Origin of the sequence: Parabacteroides sp. AF21-43 (genome assembly GCF_003635435.1) — a bacterium.
Taxonomy (GTDB): domain Bacteria; phylum Bacteroidota; class Bacteroidia; order Bacteroidales; family Tannerellaceae; genus Parabacteroides; species Parabacteroides distasonis.
This window is the reverse complement of sequence record NZ_QTMG01000009.1, coordinates 104,161-127,419: the sequence shown is the minus strand read 5'-3', so window position 1 is coordinate 127,419 and position 23,259 is coordinate 104,161. Positions and strand designations below refer to the sequence as shown.

Here is a 23,259-nt window from a genome sequence, read left to right as displayed (position 1 = left end):
CGCTGAAATTCGGGGCAATAGCGCGCCGAAAACGCCCTTTTTCGTATAGATTTTACTCAAACGGGAGAACAGCATGATACCATTCTCCCGCTTATACCTGATTTTATCTTCTCATACGTTCCAGCTCTTCATCGCGCAGCATTCTCTCGTTCAGTTTCTCCTGCATCTTGTCGAGGAAATAGGTACGGCTTTCGTTTTTCCGACGTTTGATGTCGGTATAGAAGCGGTAGCAATCCTTCGACTCAATACCGAATATCTTGTAGAGAATCGGGGCGAGCTGTTTTAGCGGCATATTGCCGTTGTTGATACAGCCCATCTCGTCTATGCCGTAGATAAGTTCCACGAGGTCGATGGCGTTGCCCGTCCAAAGAAGGCTGGCGGTGGTTTCTGTTGCGTTGTTGGCGGATATTAGTGGTGGCACTTGGGGCGTGGCAAGGAATTTCTGCATCTTTCTTACGAAAGACAGAGCCTTGCTGACGTAGGCGGCAATCTCTCTTCTTTCTTCTGACAGATTACGCACCGGATGGTGCTGCAACTCGATTTCGATGTAGGCAAGCGCGATGACGGTAAGGTTCATGTCCATGCCGCCGTTGCACAGTTCTATTACTTGGGTGGCGAAAGCCGTGTATGCTTTTTCCATATTGCAGTCTCCGGCTTCGTTTATCCGGCGGAAGAACTCGGTTTCCGCCAATAAAAAATAATTCATGTCCTGTCAATTTTGAAATTTTACACTCTGTTTTCGGTATGCGCACATGAATATAATTGGCAAAAAACGCGGCAGAAAACAAAAAATCCAACGCTCAATTTTACAAAGTGTTGTATTTCAGTGGTATAAAATTCAATATTTTTTCACAGGGACAAATTATCTCCGACTTAAATTGTTTGTAATCAGACATTTATTCTATTCTTGAAAATAAAAATGTATGCTTGCCGCACATTTTGGCTATCTTGCTTTTTTATCAAGGATGTAGATAATGCGGCATACACCGTTGGGAAAACTTTTCAAAGAGGAAAGCGTCCAGTGTTGCTCTGGCAGAGCCGACTTAAAAAAATGTCGTCCGCTTCCGGATATGAAAGGAACGGTGTATAGTATGATTTCATCCACAGCGTGCATACGCAGTAGTCCGTTTATATAGTCTGCCGTGTCCGGTGTGGCTTCCGCGAGGTAACGGATGTTTGTGCCGTCTTTTCTCCATTCGTGCAGCATTGAAATGGAATAGTCTGGTGTCACGCGGTAAAGGGCGTTCTTCCTGATTTCATCAAGACCGCAACGGTCAAGGCACAAATCCTGATGTGCTTTATAATATAACTCTGAAGAAAGACATCCGTCCATCGTCAGTACGGCGAGAATCTGAACTTTACCCATAATCGTTACCTTTCATTAGGCAAGGGCAAAAAAGTAGCGTGCAATTCACACTACCTTCAAGCGATGGCTCTGGTAAAGCCTTTACGGAGAGTACGTGAATGCACGCTATGCGTAAGCATAGCATAAGCATCACGCAATCGTCTCCGTAGTTCCAATTTACCAGATTTTCGCTTGAAACGCCTTGCGGTCTTATCCTATATGTTGGCGGCGAAAAGCTCCTGCCAATCGCCGTTTTTCTCAAATGTTATGCAAAGATAGCCAAATTCAGTGAATTACAGGCTATGATTGCTTGAATTTATATTTAAGTCCATACTCTTCAAGTTTGCTGTATAGTGTTGTCCTGCCTATTCCGAGCAGTTCGGCGGCGACACTCCGGTTGCCGTTTGCCTGTTTCAACGCACGCAATATCCGCTCCTTATCCTCCGCGTCATTGCGCAGGGCGAAGTTGACAGTAGAGGTCGGTTTCGTCACGGCAAGTTCCAGATGCTCTTTCATGACAACACCTTCCTGCGCCTGCAATACAGCACCCATAACTTTCTGCCGAAGTTCCCGCACGTTGCCCGGCCATGCGTGTGTCAGCAACGCTTTACGTGCTTCGGAACTGAACCCGCTCACGCTACACTCCAGCTCTCTGTTTGCCATATCACGGAAGAACTCTGCCAGCGGCATGATGTCTTCCTGACAGTCACGCAACGGAGGAACGGTTATCCCGAAGTCGTGCAGGCGGTACAGAAGATCCTGCCGAAAACGCTTTTCACTCACTGCCGCTTCCAGATCCTCGTTGGTGGCGGCGATGATGCGGACATTGAAACTCCTGTCTGCCTTGTCTCCGACCGGGCGATACCGCCTCTCCTGTATGGCGCGGAGCAACATCTGTTGGGTTTCCAACGCGAGGTTTCCTACCTCGTCCAGAAACAGCGTGCCGCCTTCCGCCTCATGGAAATATCCTTTCTTGGCACAATCTGCTCCTGTAAACGCTCCCTTGACGTGTCCGAAGAAGGCCGAGGGCGCAAGCTCTTTGGTGAGTGAACCGCAGTCCACCGCCACGAATGGCTTGACTGCCCGCTTGCTCTTGTCGTGCAGGTGGTGGGCAATATGTTCCTTACCCGTGCCGTTCTCTCCGAATATCATCACGCTCATATCGGTAGCGGCTACCAGCCTTATACGGTGCATGATTTTCTGAAATGCGGAACCGTCACGGGCGAACACAGGCATACGGCGTTGTCCTGCCTGACGTTCTTTCAGTATGGAACGGATCAGGGGGACAAGTTTATCCTCCACAAGCTGTTTGGGAATATAGTCTATCGAGCCGAGTTTCATGCTTTCCACGGCGGTATTAACTTCGGCGTAGTCGGTCATAATGATGAAGGGCTGCATCTTTCCCTCCTTTCGCATCCAGCGCAAAAGGTCAATGCCGTTACCGTCAGGCAGGCGCAGGTCGGCAACCACGATGTCATTATCTGTCGCCTGTTGTAGATGTTTCTTCGCGGTTGAGAGGTGGTAAGCCTTCACGGTGCGGTAGCCCTCCCGCGCCAGCATGTTGCAGACAAACTCGCAGTACACGATATTGTCTTCTACCACAATTATTGTTGTCTTATCCATCTTCGTATTTTCTCCTTTCCTCTTCTGCCAACCGGATTATTTCCGCTCCCTTATCCAGCACGGCAGTCACGGCATGGCTTAACGCTTCACCATCCGGGAGTACATCGCCATGAAGCAATCTGTAAAGTACATTTAGCGGTTGGTCGGCACGTAGCACCTCCCACGAGCTGCGCAGGTGGTGTGTCAGGGAATCCAGCTTTTGCAGGTCTTTTTCTGTTGCCGCTTCCCGTATTGTCTGCATCTCTTTTTCAGTTTCCGTCATCAACTTTTCCAGCATAACGGCTTCATTGCCGTAAGACAGCAAAGCTGAAAAATCCGGTTTCCCGTCCGGTGTTTCTTTTATGGCACACCTGTCGGAAACCTCCATCAACTCCGATATGGAGAACGGCTTGAACAGGCATCCGGCAAAGCCTTTTGCCAATAGTTCCCCTTTGTTACAACTGCCCGAAGCGGTTGCCACAACCACCGGGATTGTTGGTGAATTGCCCACGTTGGACGAACGCAACAGTTCCAGTAATTCGAAACCGTTTATACCGGGCATATTCAAGTCTGTCAGCAACAGGCTGTATTCTTTCTGGCGTATCATTTCCATCAGTTCCGCAGCATCGGTGCAAGTGTCGCAGTGTATTCCTTCTTGGGAGTACATCTCTTTCAGCATCAGAAGTAATACCTCATCATTGTCAATGGCGACAACATCATGGAATTTATTGTTATGATAAACAGGTGTATTGCTTGTATATCCAAGCTGTTCTTCAGCTTCCTGCATAGAAATTTCAACTGTGAAACGACTGCCTTTCCCTTTCTTGCTGTCCAAACGGATTGTTCCGCCAAGCATCGACACAATATTACGCATTATGGCAAGCCCAAGCCCGAAACCCTCCTTTGCGGCGGCATTTGATAGACGTTCAAACGCACCGAACGCTTGTTTCTGTTCCTCTTCTGTCATGCCTGTACCTGTATCTTCAACGACCAGTGTCAGAACTCCATTATCATATTCAGTAATCAAAGAAACACCGCCTTCTTCTGTGAACTTGACTGCGTTTGACAGCAGGTTATTCCCGATTTGTATTATTCGCTCTTTGTCGGTCAATACAATGGCATCGTGTCCAGTCTTCACGGACAAGGACAACCCTTTGTTCACTGCAACAGGAATGAACTCCGTTTCAAGTGTGTGCGTGATTGCAGAAATCCGGCAGGGTGACAGACGGGGCTGTTCCTTGCCGTTGTCCAGGCGGAAGAAGTCAAGCAAAGTGTTGAGCATATCCCGCATACGGTCGGAGGATTGCAGTATATTTCGGATATATTGCCCATTATTACCGCTATTGCATTCTTTCCGCAAAAGTTCGGTATAGCCAGTTATTGCCGTCAGTGGTGTACGCAACTCATGGGTAATAGTATGTACCGCTTTCTTTCGGGAGGTTATGAGTACCTCATTTTGTTGCACGGACTGTTCCAATTGCTCGATCAAATCCGTTGTCTTGCGTTTGTATCGTTTAATGTTCTTTGCATCACGGTGTATGATGATATAGGAAATGACCAACAGCAAAAGAACAAATCCCATCAAGCCGCCTATCTGCATAAATGATTTTTTACGCATCGCTGTTATCTCGCTTTCTCTATTTTGTAAATCAGATTGTACCTTCTTTTCGATTTGGCAAATCAATCCTTGCAGTTGTCTGTTAAGTTCTGCATTACGGGCAGCAAGACTATCGGCTTGTTCTGACAATCGACGGCTCTGCGCTTTCTGTTCGTTGACCATGTTTCTATTGGATGAACGGAGCGTAGTCGTTGTTGTCGTTGGCTTCGTTCCCTCTTTTTTGCCAAAGATGCCCAAGAAACCTTTTCGTTTTGGCTTTTTGGACTGTTCCTGCACACTTTTCTGCACAATAACCGGAATTTGATTGGCTATCTTCTTGTTAATAGATTGTTGTTCATCCATTAACCGGACTATCTGGAACATCTGTCGTTCCTTATCCTCTAAAAGACTGCGCACACTATCGATGCGCTCTGCTGGATAGGTGGCCTTGAAACGGCAGAGCATACTGTCCATTGCCATACGCCGTGCATGGTAATGCTCGATATCTTTATCGTTCCATTCCAGTATTGTTTCACCCAATAGAGAAAATTTTATCATTTGAATATTGATATTGTTTATTTCTTTTCGGAGCTCGTCTATTTTTTTATTGCCAAGTTCTAATGCTTCTATCTCCTGCCATTCATAGAGGCTATTATATGCCATACATCCGATAAGAATGGAGATAAGTATATATCCCAACTGTATTGCCTTATAGAAATTTCCTGACCGCTCCATTATTTTGATGACATTGATTTTTGGAACATGAATAAAAGTTTATCTTTTTCGTTCATGCGGATATTATCAGAATAATCGCCTTTTGTTATTTGATACCCGCATGGCTTGACCATAAAAACGCCTAAGCCCTTAGTGTATGAACTTACTTCTGAGGCGTAGTCTTTACTTGTATTTAATGGAACTTTCCCTTTAATATGACACCACTCATTATTGCAACTGATGTCTTCAATCTCAGACATCATTTTTTGCAAATCTGTAATAGCTTTGGAACTTGCCGCTTGGGGTATCTGCAACTCAAAATAGAGCATCGGTTCGAGAATGTCCACACCTGACTGTTGCAAGGCCAGCCTGAAGACATAAGGGGTCAGCTGTCTGAAATCAGCAGGTGTACTTACCGGGCTATAATACTCGGCTTGAGTAAAAGTTACTTTCAGATCAGTCACTTCCCATCCATGTAAACCAGATTGGCAAGACATACGAATCCCTTCAAAAACGGCATTTTGAAAAGAATGGTTCAGATAACCATAGGAGATGTCACTTTCGATTTGCAACCCTGTCCCTAACGGCAAGGGTTCAAGCGTCAGCCCTATTGTGGCCCAGTAAGGGTTGGGTGGCACTTCGATCTGAATAATCTTATTGACCTTTTTTACAGGTCGTTCTTTGTAGATAGTCTTGATCTCATCAAAATGGACCTTTACGGAAAATCGTTCTTCCAGCAATGTCTGTATGATTTCCTTTTGTGTCAAACCATATAACGAGATTTCCAATTCATCACTATATGAGTTTATGGAAAAGGACAAAGACGGGTCTTCAATCCACAATGTATTCAGAGCGGATATCACCTTGCTTCTCTCTTCGGACCTGTCTGGCCGGACGGAGGATTTGAGAGCGGGATGCTGATGAGATAACCCTTGAATCAAACAAGGTTTAGTACCTAAATAATCTCCGATTCGAAAATCTTCCATATCTTCTACAATCGCGATATCATTGGCCCCCACTTCATCAACATTTATCTCTCTGCCCTGATAAATAGTCTTTAGATTTTTAATCTTGATGAATTTTTCCGAATCGTTGATTCTTACAATGTCTCGAAGTCTCAGACTTCCGTCAATTATTTTTAGAAAACTTCTTTTATGTCCTTTGGGGTCATGCTCTATCTTATAGAGATAAGCTGAAAGTCTGTTTGAGACTGATTCTGGAGGAAGTATAAAAGAAGAGATGGCGTCCAACAACTCATTGATACCGATATTGAACATTGCTGATCCATGTAGTACCGGATAGACTTTGGCTTTTGCCACAAGATCGATTATCGTATTCCAATAATCAGCCGGTGAAATTTCGCTATCCGCCAAATATCGTTCTAATATATTGTCGTCATGGTTGCATACAAATTCTTTGTATTCTTCCTTTATATATGTTTGGGAGCAAATCGGATAAACCAATCCATCGACAACAGTTTGCATAAACAGGACATCTTGAGACAGATTTGTTTTTATATCCAGATACAAACGCTCTAAATTCACACCGTCACGGTCAATTTTATTGATAAATATAATTGTCGGGATTTGCAGTTTTTGTAAAGTATTGAACAGCAACTTTGTTTGCGCTTGTATGCCTTCCTTTGCGGATAAGATGAGGACTGCTCCATCAAGCATTTTGAATGTCCGCTCCACTTCCGCAATAAAATCCATGTGTCCCGGAGTGTCAATGATATTGCATTTCACTCCATTCCAGATAATAGATGTCGTAGAAGCCCGAACAGTAATTCCTCTACGTTTCTCTATATCCATAGAGTCTGTTATGGTGTCACCATTATCCACACGGCCGCACTTTTCCGTTGCTCCACTGGCAAACAGCAGATTCTCGGTTACGGAAGTTTTTCCTGCATCAATGTGAGCAAGAATTCCTAAATTTATAATATTCATTTGGATTAAGCAATAATATACTACAATAGATGCATTGTCGAAACGCACCTTTTAATACCTCCTCGTAGCATGTGAGAACTACAGGATTACTAACTCGTATTAATATGTATATTATTACTGCCGCATAACGATTACAAAATTACACAAAAAAATATATCTAACAAAAGTGGGAGGATTTTTTAACTTTTTACCATAGACATTTTATTAGGGAAGCGTAGGTTCAACTGGTAAGTACAAATAAGTAGAAATGTTTGAACAACAACGTTTTAGGAAGTTGAAAAAAATCAAGTTTCTCTCTCGGTATAACGTTTATTTTGGCCAATATCTTCTTTAGTTTGGCATTTGAGTATTTCCCATTCGTGTTCTATTTAGCTCCTTATTATGAGTATGTAGCAAGTTGCTTATCAAATTCAGCCTCTTTGAGGGTCAAATATGGTTTTGCAAATGGTGACTGACAAGACATAAACAAGGTCAGCAGGATTTTTTACATAAATGGACATGAATGTATATAACCTAAAATAAGAATAAATTTTAATAAGGGCTGCCCAAAAAGAAAAAAAATGCAGTTGCCATCCTACAGATACTTGCAGAAAGGATAAAATTTACTTTTAGACCTTTTGGGATAGCCCTTATTAATACTTCAGATAAAATTCCTAAGGTTATATTTTCAATCCTTTGGACCGGGTTTCCTCCTTGGCATACAGCCCCGGATGCCCAGTTATGGTGTGATTGGCGATAATACTTTCCGATGGATTGCGTATTTGCGGTGATGTATCTTCGGGATATTGCCTGATACCGTTTCGCACACCTTTCGCTTCCGGTTTGACCTGTTGCCCTTCATGCTCCTTTTCGGTGATTTCGGGTGTAGGCGGCGCAAGTTCCAGCTGTATCTTGCGGTCAAGGGCGGCAAGTTCGGACTTCAACTGTTTCAGTTCTTCCTCCTTCTTCCACACCTTGCCTGCTATCTCCTGCAACTGCGGTATCTCACGTTCCAAGACCTCATTCTTCGCTTTATACTGGTCGATGATGGAGGGGATTCTCTCAATCGCGTTGAGGAAGTTGCGGGCGGCGGCCAACGGGTCAGCCAGCGCCAGATGCCCGTTGTTGTAGGTGTACTTGTAGTTCCCCTCGACCACGAAGCGGTTGTCGGTAAACTCCAATCCCTCTTTGAGTATCCTTTCGCTGACCACCTTTATCGGGAAACCGTAAAACTCTCCAACCTGCGTGTACAACCCTCCGGTCGTGGCATTCTTGGCTATCTCCTGCAAACGCTTTCCGATGACTTTCTCATCGGCGGAATCCACTCCGTCCACCTTTATTATATTAAGGTGATTGCCCTCCTTGTCGGTCTGCACCACAGAGAGGAAGCGGTTCCAGTCCTCCGTCATGGCATCTATGAAAGCTGTGTTGTTGCCCAGCTCGCGGGTCTTCGATTCCAGCTTGAACTCCGAATCACGCTTGCCCTTGTTGAACGACTTGCGTTCCCCTTCGAGCGAGGCGATACGTTTTTCCAGTTTCGCCTTGTCCAGCAGGTCGGTGTTGCCGGATAGCAACGCCATATATTCCGAGAAGTTCATGCCCGATTTCTCGTCCATTGCCCCCTCGTCGATGGTACGCGCTTCCATAGCACCGCTTTTAAGCTGGCTGATGAAAGTCTGCTTGCAGTGCAGGAGGTTGAACTTGTAACTGTCCAGTGATTTTTCCACCGCGTAGATTATTACGTCCACGTTGTTCCCGGCGAAATGCTTGGCTATCTCGTTGCCTGCTCTAACTCCCCGTCCGTCACGCTGTTGCAGGTCGGACGGTCGCCACGGCGTATCAAGATGATGAATTGCCACACACCGTTTCTGTGCGTTCACACCCGTTCCGAGCATGGAGGTGGAGCCGAACAGCACACGCACCGTCCCGGCGTTCATGGCATCTATCACCGCCTTCCGAGCCTTGTCGGTCTTGCACTCCTGAATGAAGCGCACCTCGCTTGGCGGTATGCCGTAGTCCTCCGTCAGTTTGCGCTTGATTTCCGAATAGACGTTCCACCCATCGCCCGGCTGGTAAGTCCCCAAGTCAGAGAAAACGAACTGCGTGCCTTTCTGCGCGTCGTATTTTTGATAATACTCCGCGATTATTTTGGCACAGTGGCTCGCCTTGTTGTCGGGGTGGTCTTCGTAATGCGGGTCTATCATGCGCATGTCGAGTGCCATCTTCCGGGCATAGTCCGTGGCGATAAGCATCTTCGCCTTTTCCTCCGTTTCCGAAAGCGGCAGTCTGCCCAACAGGGTGGCGTCGCCCGTCTTGGCGAATTGCATCAGCTTCTGTATGAAGTCCTCCTGCTCCGGCGTGGGCGGTATGTGGTGCAGTATCTCGTTTTTGTTGGGACGGTCCACGCCCACATCCTCCGCCGTGCGGTAGTCCGTGATTTCATTATAGAAGGCGGCAAGCTCCGGCACTTTGATGAAGTAGCGGAAACGCTCCTTCTGCACCACGTTGTTCGTCACGTTGAACTCAAAATCCGTTGTCTTCTTGGCAAATATCGCCGACCACGCATCAAAACATCGAATGTCCTGCCGTTCCAGCTCCTTCGGGCGCAGGTACTTGAACAGCAGGTACAGCTCAGTCAGCGAGTTGCTGATAGTCGTGCCGGAGAGGAAGGTCGCCCCCAAGTCCTTGCCCGTGCGCTCCTGTATGGTGCGGATAGCAAAGAGCATGTTCAGTGCCTTCTGGCTTCCCTCGCTGTTCCCCAATCCCGCCACACGGTCGTGGCGCGTGTTGAAAGTCAGATTCTTGAACTGGTGCGATTCATCAATGAAAATGTGGTCGATGCCCATCTGCTTGAAGTCCACCACGTCGTCCGTGCGTGACTTTATGGCGTGTTCCACCTTCTCCAATTTCGCTTCAAGGTTATGCTTGCGCTTCTCCAGACCTTTCAGCATCGCCCGCGATACGTTCTTTCCCTGCTGGCGCAGCACTTCGAGGTTTTCCTCCACCGTGTCAAGCTCCGCTTGCAGGATGCGCTGCTGCAACTCCGGCGACTGCGGTATCTTGCCGAACTGGTCGTGCGACATAATGACACAATCGTAGTCGTTGTTCTTGATGTTGTTGAAGAAACGCATGCGGTTGGCGGTCGAAAAGTCTTTCTCCGAAGCGTACAGAATCCTCGCGTTGGGATATGCCGCTTGATAGGTGGCGGCAATCTCCGCAACATTGGCTTTCAGCCCGATAATCATCGGCTTGTGCGCCAAGTTCAGACGCTTCATTTCATGCGCGGCGATGCACATTATCAGCGTCTTGCCGGTTCCAACCTCGTGGTCACAAATTCCGCCGCCGTTCTGTTTCAGCATCCAGACGCAATCCATCTGCGAGGGATAGACGCTCCTGATGCCCCGGCTTGCCAGCCCTTTCAGATTGAGGTCGGGAAAAGTCTGATGCGAGCCGTCATACTTCGGGCGCACGAAACAGTTGAACTTGCGGTTATACATCGTCGTCAGCCGCTCCTTGAACTGTGGCGACTGCTCTTCGAGCCATTCGGAGAAGCCGTTTCGTATCTCGTCAATCTTGGCGTTGGCGAGCTGTATTCCCTCGCTGTCGCGCACCTTGATGTCGTTGCCATGCTCGTCCCTGCCGATGGACTTCATCATGTCGGGACAGGTGTTGTGCAGGGCGTGTTTCAGAAGGTGCATGCCGTCATAGTTACGGTAATACCCCTTCACCAGAAACTCGTCCGTGATTTTCATGGTGCGGTAGCCGCACGCCACCGAAAACTCGTCCATGCTTGCAGAGTAGGCGATTTTCACCTCCGTGTCGAACAGCCGGCTCATGTAGGCGGCATAGACACCCGTCGGAATCCAGCGTTCCCCGAAATTGAAATCAAGGTCTTCAAAAGCGATGCGCGGCGGTTCGGCATCTTTCAGAGCCTCCAACGCCTGCTTCACCTCCGGCATACGTTCACTTTCGGGGTTTTCGCCCATCCAAGCCTCTATGCGTTCCGCTTTCTCTATCACGTTTCCGGCAATAAAGCGGTCCTTAATCTCGTAACCGGTTACGAGCGGATTGTAATAGATGCGCCCTTGCAGGGCTGTGAGCAAATCCTCCGCCGTACTGTCGGTTATCTCCCGCATATAGTCGAGATCGACAGTGCCGAACTTGTTGAGCGACGCGGACAGTGCTTCTTCGGGTGAGCCGACGTTGGCATGGCTCTCCACGGAGAAGGAAACGGGACGCTCGAAGATGTCCGCCTTGACAAACTTCCCGTTCTCCGCCCGTTCCAGCGAAAGGATGTCACGCCCGCCCGCGTCCATCATCACTAACTTCACGTTCTGCTTGGCGTTGAGGTTGCCGTAGCGCATGACAAACTCATCGTAACAGGTGTTTAGATGCTCTCGCCACGGGACATTTGCTTCATGCAGGTTCGATTCATAGCGGTACAGCCGCTCGTAGGCGTCACGGAGTAAAACATACTGTAACGCCTTCTCCTTCTGGTAGCCTTTCAGGTCGAGCGGCTGGAATGTCGCCCCGTATGGCGTGATGTCCTTCAGGTAGCCGATGTTATGACGCCCCCTGTCAGCCACCAGCGACCCTTCGCGCAGGTGCATCTCCGGCGTGCGGTGGTAGGCACGCGGCGAAAGGTCCACGACTTCTTCCTTCGGCTTCTCCGCTTCGATGTCGGGGAAAAGGGAGGTCGCCACCGCTTCCGGTGGGGTATCTGTAACGGCAGGTGCGGTGACTGCTTCCGGCTGTGTTTCCTCCTGCCGTGGTTGCTCACGGGGAGTGTCCGGCACGGCTTTCACTTCCATCTTTTCCGCCGCCGCTTGTTTCTCGTTATGCTGCCTTGCCAGTTCCCGAAGTTCCTTCCTGCGTTCCGGCGTCAAATCCATCATCATCTCGTAGAAGCCGTTGATGGGAGGATTGGTATCCCAGTCCAACGTGGCATAGATGTCGTCCGGGTCGGCAGGCTTGGCGGTGTTCTCCGTTTTAGCCTCCTTGTTCTCTGTTACAGTCTTAGGGGTGGTAGCCGTCGGCACAGCCGTAACATTTTGTGTGACATGCACCTGTGGCTTGGGTAGAACGCGCCTTGCCGAGCTTTCCTTTTTCGCCTCCTTTTTCTTTTTGGCGGTTTTCGGTTGTTGGCTGACTTCTTCCGTCATCCCCCAGAGATCGAGCAAGGATAGCTGCACACCGTCAGAATATTTCGGACGTGGCTCTATCTCCGGCTTTTCCTCTGTGGGTTGCGGTTTCTCCGTCGGAGTTTCCACCGCCTGCATCGAAGATGTTGTTTCCATCTTTATGGCAGTACGCTCCACCTCCTTTTGAACGGTAACTTTTTCTTCCGTTCCCGACTGCCGGATTGAACCCGAATACAGACGCATGGCGAGCCTGTAATGGAAATCCTCGTCGAGCATACGGTGCAAATCCCCGGCGATGCCTGCTGCCTTGCCCTCGTGCAGATAGACCATAGCGGGCTTCCCGTATGGGTCGGTGTCAAGTTTCGCCGTCGTATGCACGATGCGTTCCGGGTGGTGGATGAAATAGGCGTTGTCGGTCAGGTCGGTTTTCGTGTCCGTCTGTATTACGGTCATCAGCCGCTCGTCCTGCGACATTTCCTTCTTGCTGAGGTTCTTTTGCAGGACAATCAGGTCACTGCCCACTTCTGTCCCCGCGTTGTCCGTGAACAGGTTGTTGGGCAGGCGTATCGCGGATACCAGATCAGCCTTACTGAACAGCTCGTTACGCACGGAGGTCTTGGTGCTGTTCAATACCCCTTGCGAGGTGATGAACGCCACGATACCGCCGTCACGCACGGCATCCAGTCCTTTGAGAAAGAAATAGTTGTGGATGGCTTTCTGGGCGGAGCGTCTGCCGAATGAGTCGCTCCGCTGAAACTCAGGGTCGAACACGGCTATGTCTCCGAACGGAATGTTGGACACCGCCAAGTCGAAATAATTGTTGAACGGTCTTTCGATTTTCTCAAAACCGCAGGTGCGCGTTTTCTTGCCGGGATAGAGATGCCTCAGGATTGTACCCGTGAGCAGATCCTTCTCGAAAGCCATCACATCCGCATTGGGGTTGTGCCGCAGCATGGAATCCACGAACACGCCAACCCCCGCCGACGGTTCGAGCATACGGGCGGGGCGGACGCTGTAATCTGCCAGCACGTCCGCGATGGTGTCGGTTATCTCTTTGGGGGTGTAGAAAGCGGTCAGCACGGACGCTTTCAGCGAATCCACAAACCGCTTGTACTCTGTTTCGTCCTTGCTGTTCTCACGGATAAGCCTGTGCAACTCCACTGTCGGGGCGAACAGTTCGAGGTCGGATTTCGCCCACCGGACGGCATCCGTCAGTTCCTTTGCAGGGTTGAGGATACATTTCAGACCGCCGAAACCGCAGTACCTTTGAAGTATGGCACGCTCTTCGGTTGTCGCTGTCCTGTTTTCCCTGTCAAGGATGAATGCCGTCCGTATCGCCTCGATGTTGTCCCGCAGTTTCTGTTTGCGGTTAAACGCCATATTCCCCGATGTAAAGGACGGTTGCCCCCGTCAGCTCCGTGTAGAGCAGGTCGTAATCGGAAGACAGGGCGAAGTTGTCGTCCGAAAGGTCATAGACGGAGAACACGTTGCCGACAAGCGGCATGAGTTTCAGAATAAAGGCTTCTTGTTTCTCTTCCGGCACTTCGTCGAAAAACTCGCTCTCCACGACTTCACGGAGAATGGCGTACCGGGAATAGCGCAGCCCGCGCAGCAGCGTGTCCATCGCCTGCTCTTGCGCGCCATCGGCGGGATAGCCTTCGAGCCGCGCCTTTTCATACGTTTCGGCGGCACGGTCGGCCCGTTCCCGTATGAAAGCGGTGTCAGTCGCCTGTTCAAACTTGTTCGTGCGGAGGTAGTCCAGCAGGTACAGACCGTAATAGGAAAAGTCGGTCTGACCCTCGTTTTTCTTCTTGTTGTTCATTACTTTGGAGTTTAGTGGATTGATATTTAACGGGATAATTGATTGGAAAAAGGAAGAAAAAGGCACTCGGTATCCCTCCGAGTGCCACCACTAAATCCAAAGTATGAGTGTAATCCGGTATCGAAGAACAATTCATTACTCTGAACAAGTGGCAAAGTTAGTGCAAATCGAAGACAATACGAAAAAAACTTGTTTGTTTCTATTGTTGAGATGCAGCCTAACTTATCAAAAGTTAGTGATTATTTCCTTTTTTTCGGATAGGAAGACTTGCATTTCTTTTCCGGGAACACGAACGTCGTGTTATATTCCCCGTCAAAGGCGACTATGGCATCGAAGTTCTTGCCCTGCTTGCTCTTGAAGCCTTTGAGCGGCTTGGTGTGCCCGTCGGTGAGCAGGTCTTTGATTTCGTCGTCGGACAGGGTGCGTCCCGCTTTCTGCCGGAACACGGGCAGTCCGCACTCCGTGTTGTCGCAACGTACCACCTTGCCGTAGAACCGCATCCTGCCCGTGCCGCACTTGGGACACGCGCAGCCGGAATCACGGCTGCCGAAGAGCTTGTCGCACGAGAGCAGTTCGGAGGTGATTTCCCGTGTGTACGCCTCTATCTCCTTGCGGAAAGTGTCGGCGGGCAGTTCCCCGCGCTCGATACGTGCCAGTTCCTTTTCCCATTCGCCCGTCATGGCTACATCGGCGATGCGCATCGTCTTCACCACGGAATTGAGGGCGAGTCCCTTTTCGGTGGGAACAAGCGACTTCTTGCAGCGTTCCATGTAACCGCGCTTGAAAAGCGTTTCGATGATGGACGCTCGTGTGGCGGGAGTGCCGATGCCGCAGTCCTTCATCGCCTGCCGCAGCGCGTCGTCCTCAATTTCCTTGCCCGCTGTTTCCATTGCCGAGAGCAGGGTGGCTTCGGTATGCAGCGGCTTGGGTTTGGTCTTTCCTTCGGTGATGGAGGTGGCTTTCAGCGTGAGCGTGTCGCCATCCTGCCAGCCGGGGATGGTAGTTTCCTCCTTTTCCTCGCCATAGACGGCACGCCATCCGGCTTGCTTCACGACACTGCCTTTCACGGTGAACTCCACTCCGGCACATTCTGCCGTGACAGCAGTCACGTCCTTGACGCATTTTTCGGAGAATGCCTCTATCATTCGTCCGGCAATCATCTGATAAATGGTGCTGTCCTCTTTGGAGAGGAAGAGCGGTTTCTCTCCCGTGACGAGCAGGGCATGGTGGTCTGTTACCTTGCCGTCATCCACGCTACGGCGTGTCGGGATGGCTTTTGCCCGCACCTTGTCTTTCCATTCGGGCTGCGTGCCGATAAAGGCGAGTAGCTTGGGGATTTCAGCGAACACGTCTTCGGGGATGTAGCGGCTTCCCGTTCTCGGATAGGTTATCAACTTCTTCTCGTAGAGCTTCTGCGCGATTTCAAGCGTCTGTTCCGCCGTGAAGCCGTGCTTGGCGTTGGCTTCTTTTTGGAGCGTGGTCAGGTCGTACAGCAAGGGAGTTTCCTCCGTCTTCTCCTTACGCTCTGCTTTCGTTACCGTTGCGCTGCCTGCCGCCTTTACCTTATTATATAGCTCCGTTGCCGGTTCTTTCGACTTCCATTTCTCGGAGGATGAGAGTTTCACGACCTCGCCGTCGCAACCGTCTGTTGCGATATGGAGCTGCCAGAATGCTTCGGACGTAAAACGGCGGTTCTCCCAATAGCGTTCACACACCATCGCCAGCGTGGGTGTCTGCACACGCCCCACCGAATACGTGCCATGTCCGGCGGCTATGGATAACGCCTGAGTGCCGTTGATGCCCACGAGCCAGTCGGATTCGCTCCGCGCTTTGGCGGCGAGGTATAGGTTGTCGTACCTGCTGCCGTCTTCGAGGTTGCGCAGTCCCTCACGGATAGCCTTGTCGGTGAGCGAGCTGATCCACAGACGCACGAAAGGAGTGGTGCAACCCGTATAGTGGTAGAGGTAGCGGAAGATAAGCTCTCCCTCGCGTCCGGCATCGGTCGCCACGATGATTTGTTCGCTTGTGTCGAACAGTCTTTTGATGACTTTTATCTGCGACACCACGCCGCTGTCGGGCTTGTAACCTTTCTCCGTCCTGACCTGACGGGGGACGAGCGTGAATGTGTCGGGAATAATCGGGAGGTTGTCACGGACAAATCCGCGCACGCCGTAGCCGTCGGGCATGGCAAGCTGAACGAGGTGTCCGAATGCCCATGTCACGGCATAGCCGCCTCCTTCGAAATATCCTTCCTCTCTCTTTGTCGCGCCCACGATGCGGGCGATTTCACGTGCCACGGAGGGCTTTTCTGCAATGATTGTCTTCATGTTTTCTTGCTTTTTTGTTGATACTTTGGATTTTATTTTGGATTCAGTGGCGGACACGGGATTACATTTTCATGCCTTTGTTGTTCTTCTTTTTCGGCTTCTCCTGCTGCTGTTGCTGGCGGTCGTCCTTTGGGGCGGTCTGACCTTTCTGCAAAGGCTCTTTCAGGTTCTTTGTCGCCTCGTTGGTTTTGCCCTCGTTGTTCACCGCCACCTGTGTGCGGCTCTCGTTGGACGGGGCGACCTGCTGGGCGTTGTCGGGGTTCGTTTCGTAGCGGTACGGGCGGCCCTTCTCCGGGTTGAACTTGATATACATCGTGGCATGGAAGCCCTGCTTGTCGGTCACGTTCTCCAGTTTCACGGCTTTACCCGCCACGTAGTCGGCTTTCTGCTTGTCGGTGAAGTTCACGCCGCTCCATTTGCTGATGGGGCGGATGCTGCCGTCCTCGTTCATCCACGTGTTGCGGCGTTGCTCCTTCTTGGTCTGTGCGGCATTTTCCCCGCCTTGCGCCTGACTTTTCGAGGTGTCACCTTTGGCTTCCTGCGTCTGTGCGGTACGGGGCGACCTTCCGGTTCCCGGCACGAACTCCACGCCGCGCTGCTCCACGTTCACTTGAAGGGTGGTGACGAACTTCCTGCCGTCGTTGCGCTCGATGAGCTTGTCGCGCACGGGCAGTCCGGCGCGGAGCATGTCCTGCTCCTGTTTGGTGATTTCCGTCTTGCCGATGCGCTCCGGGATGCGCACCTTGTTTGCCGGAATGTCCGTGATTTCATTCGTCTTGCGGTCGATGCTGATGTAGGAGGGGATGATTTCGCCCGTTTCCCTGTCCACAATGTCCACGACCCTGCCGAGGTTGCCCGTTTCGCGCAGGTTCTTCCGGTCATCGTCGGAGAATTTGTGTTCCTTGTACTCATCTAACTTCTGCTCCTTGCGGATGAAGTGCGGCACGAGGCTGACATTTCCCTCGCCGTCCTTCTTGAAGGAGAGGCGGGCGTCCAGCTCGAATGATTCGCCGCCGAAGGTGGGCTTGACCTTTACCAAGTCGGACTTGCCGTAGTGGAGCATCTTCGTAAGGTCTCCGGACTTTTCAAGGTCGTCACGCTTCACGCCCCATCTGTCCTCCAGCTCCTGCCAGTTGATTTTGCTCTCGTTGATGGGTTGGTAGCCCTGTCTGCCCTGCGTCTGTTGCGGGCTTTCCTGCTGTTCTTTCTGTTGTTCCATGTTTTCCTGTTTTTGAGGTTCTTGTTTCTCTGTCTTTTGTGCCGCCATCTCTTCCTGCACCTGCTGTTGATAAGGGAAGGTGTCGATTTTGTGCGGTGCAAGGATTTGTTTGTTCTGGTACGGATGCTGAAGCAGGTCTTTCATCACGCCAAGCATGGAATCCACTTGGTCTGCCGCGATGCGGTAGAAACCGAAGCGGCTGGGTTCCTTGCACTGCCGGAAGAAGTTCTTGAAGAAGTTGTCCAGCACGTCGCCGTGTCGGTCGAATTGCAGGAAACTCTGCGCGTTCTCAGCTTTCGCAGGGGTACGCTTGGGTGTGTCGTCTGCATTCAGCCCGGCTACCACGCTGATCTCGCCCGTCTTCTCGTCACGGACTACCAGCACGTCCTTTTCGTCTTTTTTCTTTGCCATTTGAAAAATGTTTTAATGGGTTATTTATGAAAGAAATTATGGATACGAGCCTTGTAGAAGGCTATATCTTCTTTTTTGAAGTCCTTGATATGGTTGGAAAGGAATGTCAGCACATCCTCCTCGCTGTAATAGGTTTTCTTGCCCAGTGTCTTGTAGGGCAATGCGCCGACACTGCGGTAGCGTTGCAGTGTGCGCTTGCTTATCTGGAGCAGCATGCACAAATCCTGATTGTCGAAAAGGCGGATGCTTTCCGTGATAGTAGGCTGTTTCCCCTCAGCCTTCATCGCCAGCAGCAGTTCGTCCTGACGGTCGAGCCGTTCCATCAGCTTCTGCATCCAGCCCTCGAAGTTGTTTCGTGTGAGCAGTTCCATGACCTATGTCCTCCTTCCTTTTGGTTTGCCGCCAGTGCGCAGCGTGTGGTTGCGTTTCAATTCCTGCGGTGTCGCCGCGTCCTCGTTGACGGCACACGCTTCAAGCAGGCGGTCTATTTCCGACTGCCGGTAGCGGCATTTACCGCGAAGCACGACATAACCGATGCGTTGCTCGCTGCGCATACGCTGGAGGGTGCGGGTACTCACGTTAAGCAGGTGCGCCGCCTCGCGTGTGGTGAGCAACCTGTCGGGCGATGCCGCTTTCTTGTCGCCGGAGGCGGCACGGACGTGTGCCGCAATCTCCGCTATCTGTTCCGTCAATGACCGGAAGGCAGAACTTTCCATCGTTATCACTTTCATATTCAGTCCTTTATTTTTGTTTATTTTCATGAACATAGGCTGCGCCTCGGCATACCGTTCAAGCAAGTTTGACGCTCTACACTCGGCTTGCTCTATGTTTCTGCGACAAAATTCGGCAATAAACAAAAGGGGCTTTAACAACTCACTACGTGACTCACGTAAGATTTTTACGGAAGATGGCTCCGTAACCCGGTCAAACGGTGCAACAGGCAGCCTTTCAGCGGAAAACGGTACGTGTTAAGGGCTGCATCGTTACCTTTGCGGGCAAACCGATAATTGCATGAATATGGAAATAGTATCTATCGAGAAAAAGACTTTCGAGATGATGGTGGCGGCATTCGGCGCACTCTCGGAGAAGGTCGCCGCCCTAAGGCGCAAAAGCGACACGGGGCGCATGGAAAGATGGCTCACGGGCGAGGAGGTCTGCGGGCAGTTGAGAATAAGCCCGCGCACGTTGCAGACGCTGCGCGACAGGCGGCTTATCGGCTACTCGCAGATAAACCGCAGGTTCTATTACAAGCCGGAGGAGGTTAAGAGGTTGATACCGCTTATCGGCACGCTCTATTCGCACGGCAGATGATTTGATTTATTCACCCACTGAATCCGAAGTTATGATGAACGAGACCAACGATGTTTTTACGATGGAAGACGAGCCGATAGCCTCTGTGATGCAGGATATGCGCAAAGGCTCGAAATGGCTGTCTGTATTTCTGGAAAGTTACCGCCCTCCGCTGGACGGGGAACGTTACCTGACTGACGGTGAGGTGGCGGAACTGCTCCGTGTCAGCCGACGCACCTTGCAGGAATACCGCAACAACCGCGTGTTGTCCTTCATACTTTTGGGAGGGAAGGTGCTTTACCCGGAAACGGGGCTGCGCGAGGTGCTGGAAGCGAACTACCGCAAGCCGCTGGAGTGAGGCGGCCAACATGAAAAAGGAAACGGGCGACATTTTGTGGTGCTGCCCGTTTACTTTTTATATACTTGGGTGTTTTAATGACCTTAAAACCAGTTTTTTGATTGATCCAACCAATTTCTATCGTTAGAAATTCATATAGTTAATAAAAAGTTGTAACTTTGCATTTAACGCAATCTAAAAATTAATTGTAATGGCAATTTTAAACAACATTAAAAATGTACTATCAGAAAAAGGAGTTATGAGCAAATGGTTGGCAAAACAATTACAGAAAGATCCTGCAACAGTATCTAAATGGTGTAATAATCATTCTCAACCTGATTTGTACACATTTGTTCGTATTGCAAATTTGCTTGATGTTGATGTTCATGAACTTATTTGTCATACAAAAAAATAGTATCTAAAGGAATATAGATGTTTCACCATTTTTAAGCATGTAAATAAAGTGTATGAGCAATAAAATTTGGAATTTTGATATATTAGTTGATGATTGTTTTGTTAATTTTAATACAAAAAAGCAAGAAATAAATCCAGATCATAATGACAGGTTATTATCAGTTGCTAATGGCTTTGAAGATGGCAGTTGGAGATATCGTCAATTCAAAGAATTTGTTTTCAGTAATATTGCAGAAACAGCTTTGTCTGCACAAGAACGAGAGAAATTAATAGATAATGATTACGGTAGGCTTATTGAGGCTGCCAAACATTTACGACTTGTTGACAAAGAGCAGAATGGAAAGGGAAGTGAAATAGCGGAAATTATTCTATATGGCATAATGAAGAACCATTATAAAGCCTTATCTGCAATACCTAAAATTTTTTATAAACAGAATGATAATGATAATGCAAAGGGCTCTGATTCTGTACACATTGTAATTGACCCAAATGGAGGCTTTCAACTTTGGTTAGGAGAAGCTAAATTTTATAATTCTCTTGAGGATGCGCGATTATACGAACCAATAAATTCTGTTGAACAAATGTTGCGCAAACCTATTATGAAAAAGGAATGCGGAATAATGACCAATCTCAATGAACTTGATAAACAAATTGAAAACCAAACATTACTTAAAAAGATAAAAGAATGTTTCGATGAGAATACTTCCATTGACGAAATAAAACCCAAACTACATATACCTATTCTTTTATTACATGAATGCCAGATAACAGCAAGTACTACTGAAATGAGTGATGAGTATAAAAATAGTATTATTTCTTTTCATAGAGATCGTGCTCATTCGTTTTTTAAGAAGCAGATCAACAAGCTTAGTTCTGTTCATAAGTATTCGGAAATAAACTTTCATTTGATTCTTTTTCCTGTTCCTGATAAAACAAAAATAGTAAACTGGTTTATTTCACAAGCAAAAAATCTCAAAAATGATGCAGACGAATGATATATATAATACATGTTTAGATATAAGTAATGTTCTAAATGCTGGTGATATAAGTAATGCAAGATCCAAAGTAATTACATTACTTCATGAGATTAATGGTACTAACAATAATTCATATATGGAATTAGTCAACCATCTTATTCGTGAAGTGGGGCTTTTACCGTATATTGATACATATACTGCATCTTGGGAAGATCGGTTTGTATGTGAAGTTTTTAAAGTTAATATTGGAGAAAGAAAACCTTGTGTCTTACATACTGCTCAATCACAGGTATTAAAGAAGTTATTAGAAGGGAAAAGCGTTGCGGTGAGTGCTCCTACAAGTTTTGGTAAAAGTTTTGTTATTGATGCATTTATTGCGATTAAACAACCAATTAATGTTGTAATATTAGTACCTACGGTTGCTCTTGCAGATGAAACAAGAAGACGAATTTGCCGAAAATTCTCTCATCAATATAAAATAATTACAACAACAGATGTAGAACTTGCGGAGAAAAACATATTGGTATTTCCGCAAGAAAGAGCTTTTGCCTATATAGATAAACTTCCTTCAATTGATATTCTAATCGTTGATGAGTTTTATAAGGCAAGTACAAATTTTGATCTTGAAAGAAGCTCCACTTTACTCAGTTCAATGGTAGAACTCGGAAAGAAAGCTAAACAAAGATATTATCTTGCCCCAAATATCCATGAAATAGAAGAAAATGTATTCACTGAAGGGATGACATTTCTGCGTATGGATTTTAAGACCGTTGTAACGCATGCATGGCGGTTATATAAAAGCAGACCAAAGAATGAAGATAAACAGAGTTTTAAGACACGTAAACTTATTGAATTAATAAATACAGGTATAGGTAAAGCTTTGATATATACCGGCACATATAAGGGAATTGAAGAAGTAACAACAATTCTTAACAGAAATTTATATAATAAAGACTCTGAACTGCTTGCTAATTTTTCTGATTGGCTGGAATGCAATTATGGAGAAAAGTATATTCTTAAAGATTTAGTCAAACATGGTATTGGTATTCATAATGGTCAGCTACATCGTTCTCTTAGTCAAATTCAAATAAAACTATTTGAAGAACAGAATGGGTTAGATTATTTGGTATCGACCTCGTCTATAATTGAAGGAGTAAATACTCAAGCAGAGAGTGTCGTTTTATGGTCAAATAAGAACGGGGCTCATAAGATTGATTATTTTACCTTTCGCAACATCATTGGACGCGCAGGCAGAATGTTTCGTTATTTTGTAGGTCGTGTCTATATGCTTGAAGAGCCACCAAGTCAAGAAAATACTAAATTGAGATTAGAGTTTCCTGATGATGTAGTAAAAAAACTTGATGGAAATGACCCCGGTATAAAATTGAATAATGAACAATATGTAAAAATTCAACGATATCAAGATGAAATGATAGAACTTCTTGGAACGGATATTTGGCATAGAATTGAAAGAATACCACAAATCAGAAGTTGTAAACCATCAATGTTAAAGATAATTGCGGAAAAATTGAAAACTGATTCCAATTGGCCAACAAATTGCGATGCTTTACAAAACAATAATACATGGGAATGGAGGGATGCTTTAGGAGATATCATAGAAATTTTGGAATATCATCGAAAAGGACATTTACGGTATTATGCATGTGCATGTAGTAATGGATGGAAAATGACTATAAAAGAGCTATATAACACAGTAAAAGATTATGGTATTACATATGAGGATATATTTACATTTGAAAGATATGTATCCTTTAATCTCTCATCTATTATTGCGGTAATTAATATTATACGTCAAGAACTTTATCCTAATTCCTCAAATATCGCCAATTTTGTATATAAAGCATCAAATGCCTTTTTACCTAAAATTGTATTTCAACTTGAAGAATACGGATTACCGAGGATGATTAGTAAAAAGATACAAAATGCAGGTCTTATAAATCTTGAAGACGATTCTAAAGAGATTACAATCGTTATACAGGAATTTAACACGATAGGAATTGAATACCTTGAACAAAAAATACCTAATCTCCATTCATTTGACAAATATATATTAAAACATTTTATGAACGGAATTCGTTGCATAACGACAAATCAAAAGAATTAAATAATAGCCATAT

The 23,259-nt window shown here is 47.5% G+C and carries 16 protein-coding genes; 5 read left to right on the top strand and 11 right to left on the bottom strand.

What is annotated here, in order from left to right:
* Positions 1 to 103: 103 nt before the first annotated feature.
* The 11 genes from DWX84_RS08710 to DWX84_RS08660 form a co-directional block, all read right to left on the bottom strand.
* Entirely contained in the window at positions 104 to 706 is a 603-nt protein-coding gene (locus DWX84_RS08710; RefSeq protein WP_002560994.1) for an RteC domain-containing protein, read from the bottom strand.
* A 237-nt stretch (positions 707 to 943) separates the two neighbouring features.
* Entirely contained in the window at positions 944 to 1,366 is a 423-nt protein-coding gene (locus DWX84_RS08705; RefSeq protein WP_002560995.1) for a dihydrofolate reductase family protein, read from the bottom strand.
* A gap of 279 nt (positions 1,367 to 1,645) precedes the next feature.
* The gene (locus tag DWX84_RS08700; RefSeq protein WP_002560996.1) at positions 1,646 to 2,968 is read right to left on the bottom strand and encodes a sigma-54 dependent transcriptional regulator; all 1,323 of its coding nucleotides are present in this window, start codon (positions 2,966 to 2,968) and stop codon (positions 1,646 to 1,648) included.
* On the bottom strand, positions 2,961 to 5,279 hold the full coding sequence (locus tag DWX84_RS08695; protein ID WP_002560997.1) for an ATP-binding protein: 2,319 nt from the start codon (positions 5,277 to 5,279) through the stop codon (positions 2,961 to 2,963). The genes DWX84_RS08700 and DWX84_RS08695 overlap by 8 nt, the downstream gene beginning before the upstream one ends.
* Positions 5,279 to 7,204 carry a tetracycline resistance ribosomal protection protein Tet(Q) gene (gene tet(Q), locus DWX84_RS08690; protein ID WP_002560998.1) on the bottom strand — a complete coding sequence of 642 codons (1,926 nt, stop codon included), beginning with the start codon at positions 7,202 to 7,204 and terminating at the stop codon, positions 5,279 to 5,281. Before tet(Q) ends, DWX84_RS08695 begins: the two co-directional genes overlap by 1 nt.
* 659 nt (positions 7,205 to 7,863) lie before the next feature.
* On the bottom strand, positions 7,864 to 13,704 hold the full coding sequence (locus DWX84_RS08685; protein WP_122377487.1) for an N-6 DNA methylase: 5,841 nt from the start codon (positions 13,702 to 13,704) through the stop codon (positions 7,864 to 7,866).
* Positions 13,694 to 14,146, bottom strand: coding sequence for a DUF1896 domain-containing protein (locus DWX84_RS08680; RefSeq protein WP_002561000.1), 453 nt, complete (start codon positions 14,144 to 14,146; stop codon positions 13,694 to 13,696). Before DWX84_RS08680 ends, DWX84_RS08685 begins: the two co-directional genes overlap by 11 nt.
* Positions 14,147 to 14,385: 239 nt before the next feature.
* The gene (gene topB, locus DWX84_RS08675; protein WP_002561001.1) at positions 14,386 to 16,473 is read right to left on the bottom strand and encodes a type IA DNA topoisomerase; all 2,088 of its coding nucleotides are present in this window, start codon (positions 16,471 to 16,473) and stop codon (positions 14,386 to 14,388) included.
* A gap of 61 nt (positions 16,474 to 16,534) precedes the next feature.
* The gene (locus DWX84_RS08670; protein WP_002561002.1) at positions 16,535 to 18,103 is read right to left on the bottom strand and encodes a DUF3945 domain-containing protein; all 1,569 of its coding nucleotides are present in this window, start codon (positions 18,101 to 18,103) and stop codon (positions 16,535 to 16,537) included.
* A gap of 20 nt (positions 18,104 to 18,123) precedes the next feature.
* A complete protein-coding gene (locus DWX84_RS08665; protein ID WP_004291454.1) occupies positions 18,124 to 18,474 on the bottom strand; it encodes a helix-turn-helix domain-containing protein in 351 nt (116 codons plus the stop codon).
* A 3-nt stretch (positions 18,475 to 18,477) separates the two neighbouring features.
* Entirely contained in the window at positions 18,478 to 18,834 is a 357-nt protein-coding gene (locus tag DWX84_RS08660; RefSeq protein ID WP_002561004.1) for a helix-turn-helix domain-containing protein, read from the bottom strand.
* A gap of 280 nt (positions 18,835 to 19,114) precedes the next feature.
* Here DWX84_RS08660 and DWX84_RS08650 point away from each other — a divergent pair, with 280 nt between their 5' ends.
* From DWX84_RS08650 to DWX84_RS08630, 5 genes are all read left to right on the top strand, one after another.
* Positions 19,115 to 19,414 (top strand): helix-turn-helix domain-containing protein, encoded by a 300-nt coding sequence (locus tag DWX84_RS08650; RefSeq protein ID WP_019131010.1) that lies wholly within the window; start codon positions 19,115 to 19,117, stop codon positions 19,412 to 19,414.
* A 31-nt stretch (positions 19,415 to 19,445) separates the two neighbouring features.
* The gene (locus tag DWX84_RS08645; protein WP_002561005.1) at positions 19,446 to 19,751 is read left to right on the top strand and encodes a helix-turn-helix domain-containing protein; all 306 of its coding nucleotides are present in this window, start codon (positions 19,446 to 19,448) and stop codon (positions 19,749 to 19,751) included.
* 190 nt (positions 19,752 to 19,941) lie between these two features.
* Entirely contained in the window at positions 19,942 to 20,145 is a 204-nt protein-coding gene (locus DWX84_RS08640) for a helix-turn-helix transcriptional regulator (RefSeq protein ID WP_002561006.1), read from the top strand.
* 52 nt (positions 20,146 to 20,197) lie between these two features.
* On the top strand, positions 20,198 to 21,139 hold the full coding sequence (locus tag DWX84_RS08635; RefSeq protein ID WP_002561007.1) for a DUF1837 domain-containing protein: 942 nt from the start codon (positions 20,198 to 20,200) through the stop codon (positions 21,137 to 21,139).
* On the top strand, positions 21,123 to 23,246 hold the full coding sequence (locus DWX84_RS08630; protein ID WP_004355287.1) for a DEAD/DEAH box helicase: 2,124 nt from the start codon (positions 21,123 to 21,125) through the stop codon (positions 23,244 to 23,246). The genes DWX84_RS08635 and DWX84_RS08630 overlap by 17 nt, the downstream gene beginning before the upstream one ends.
* The last annotated feature ends 13 nt before the right edge of the window (positions 23,247 to 23,259 follow it).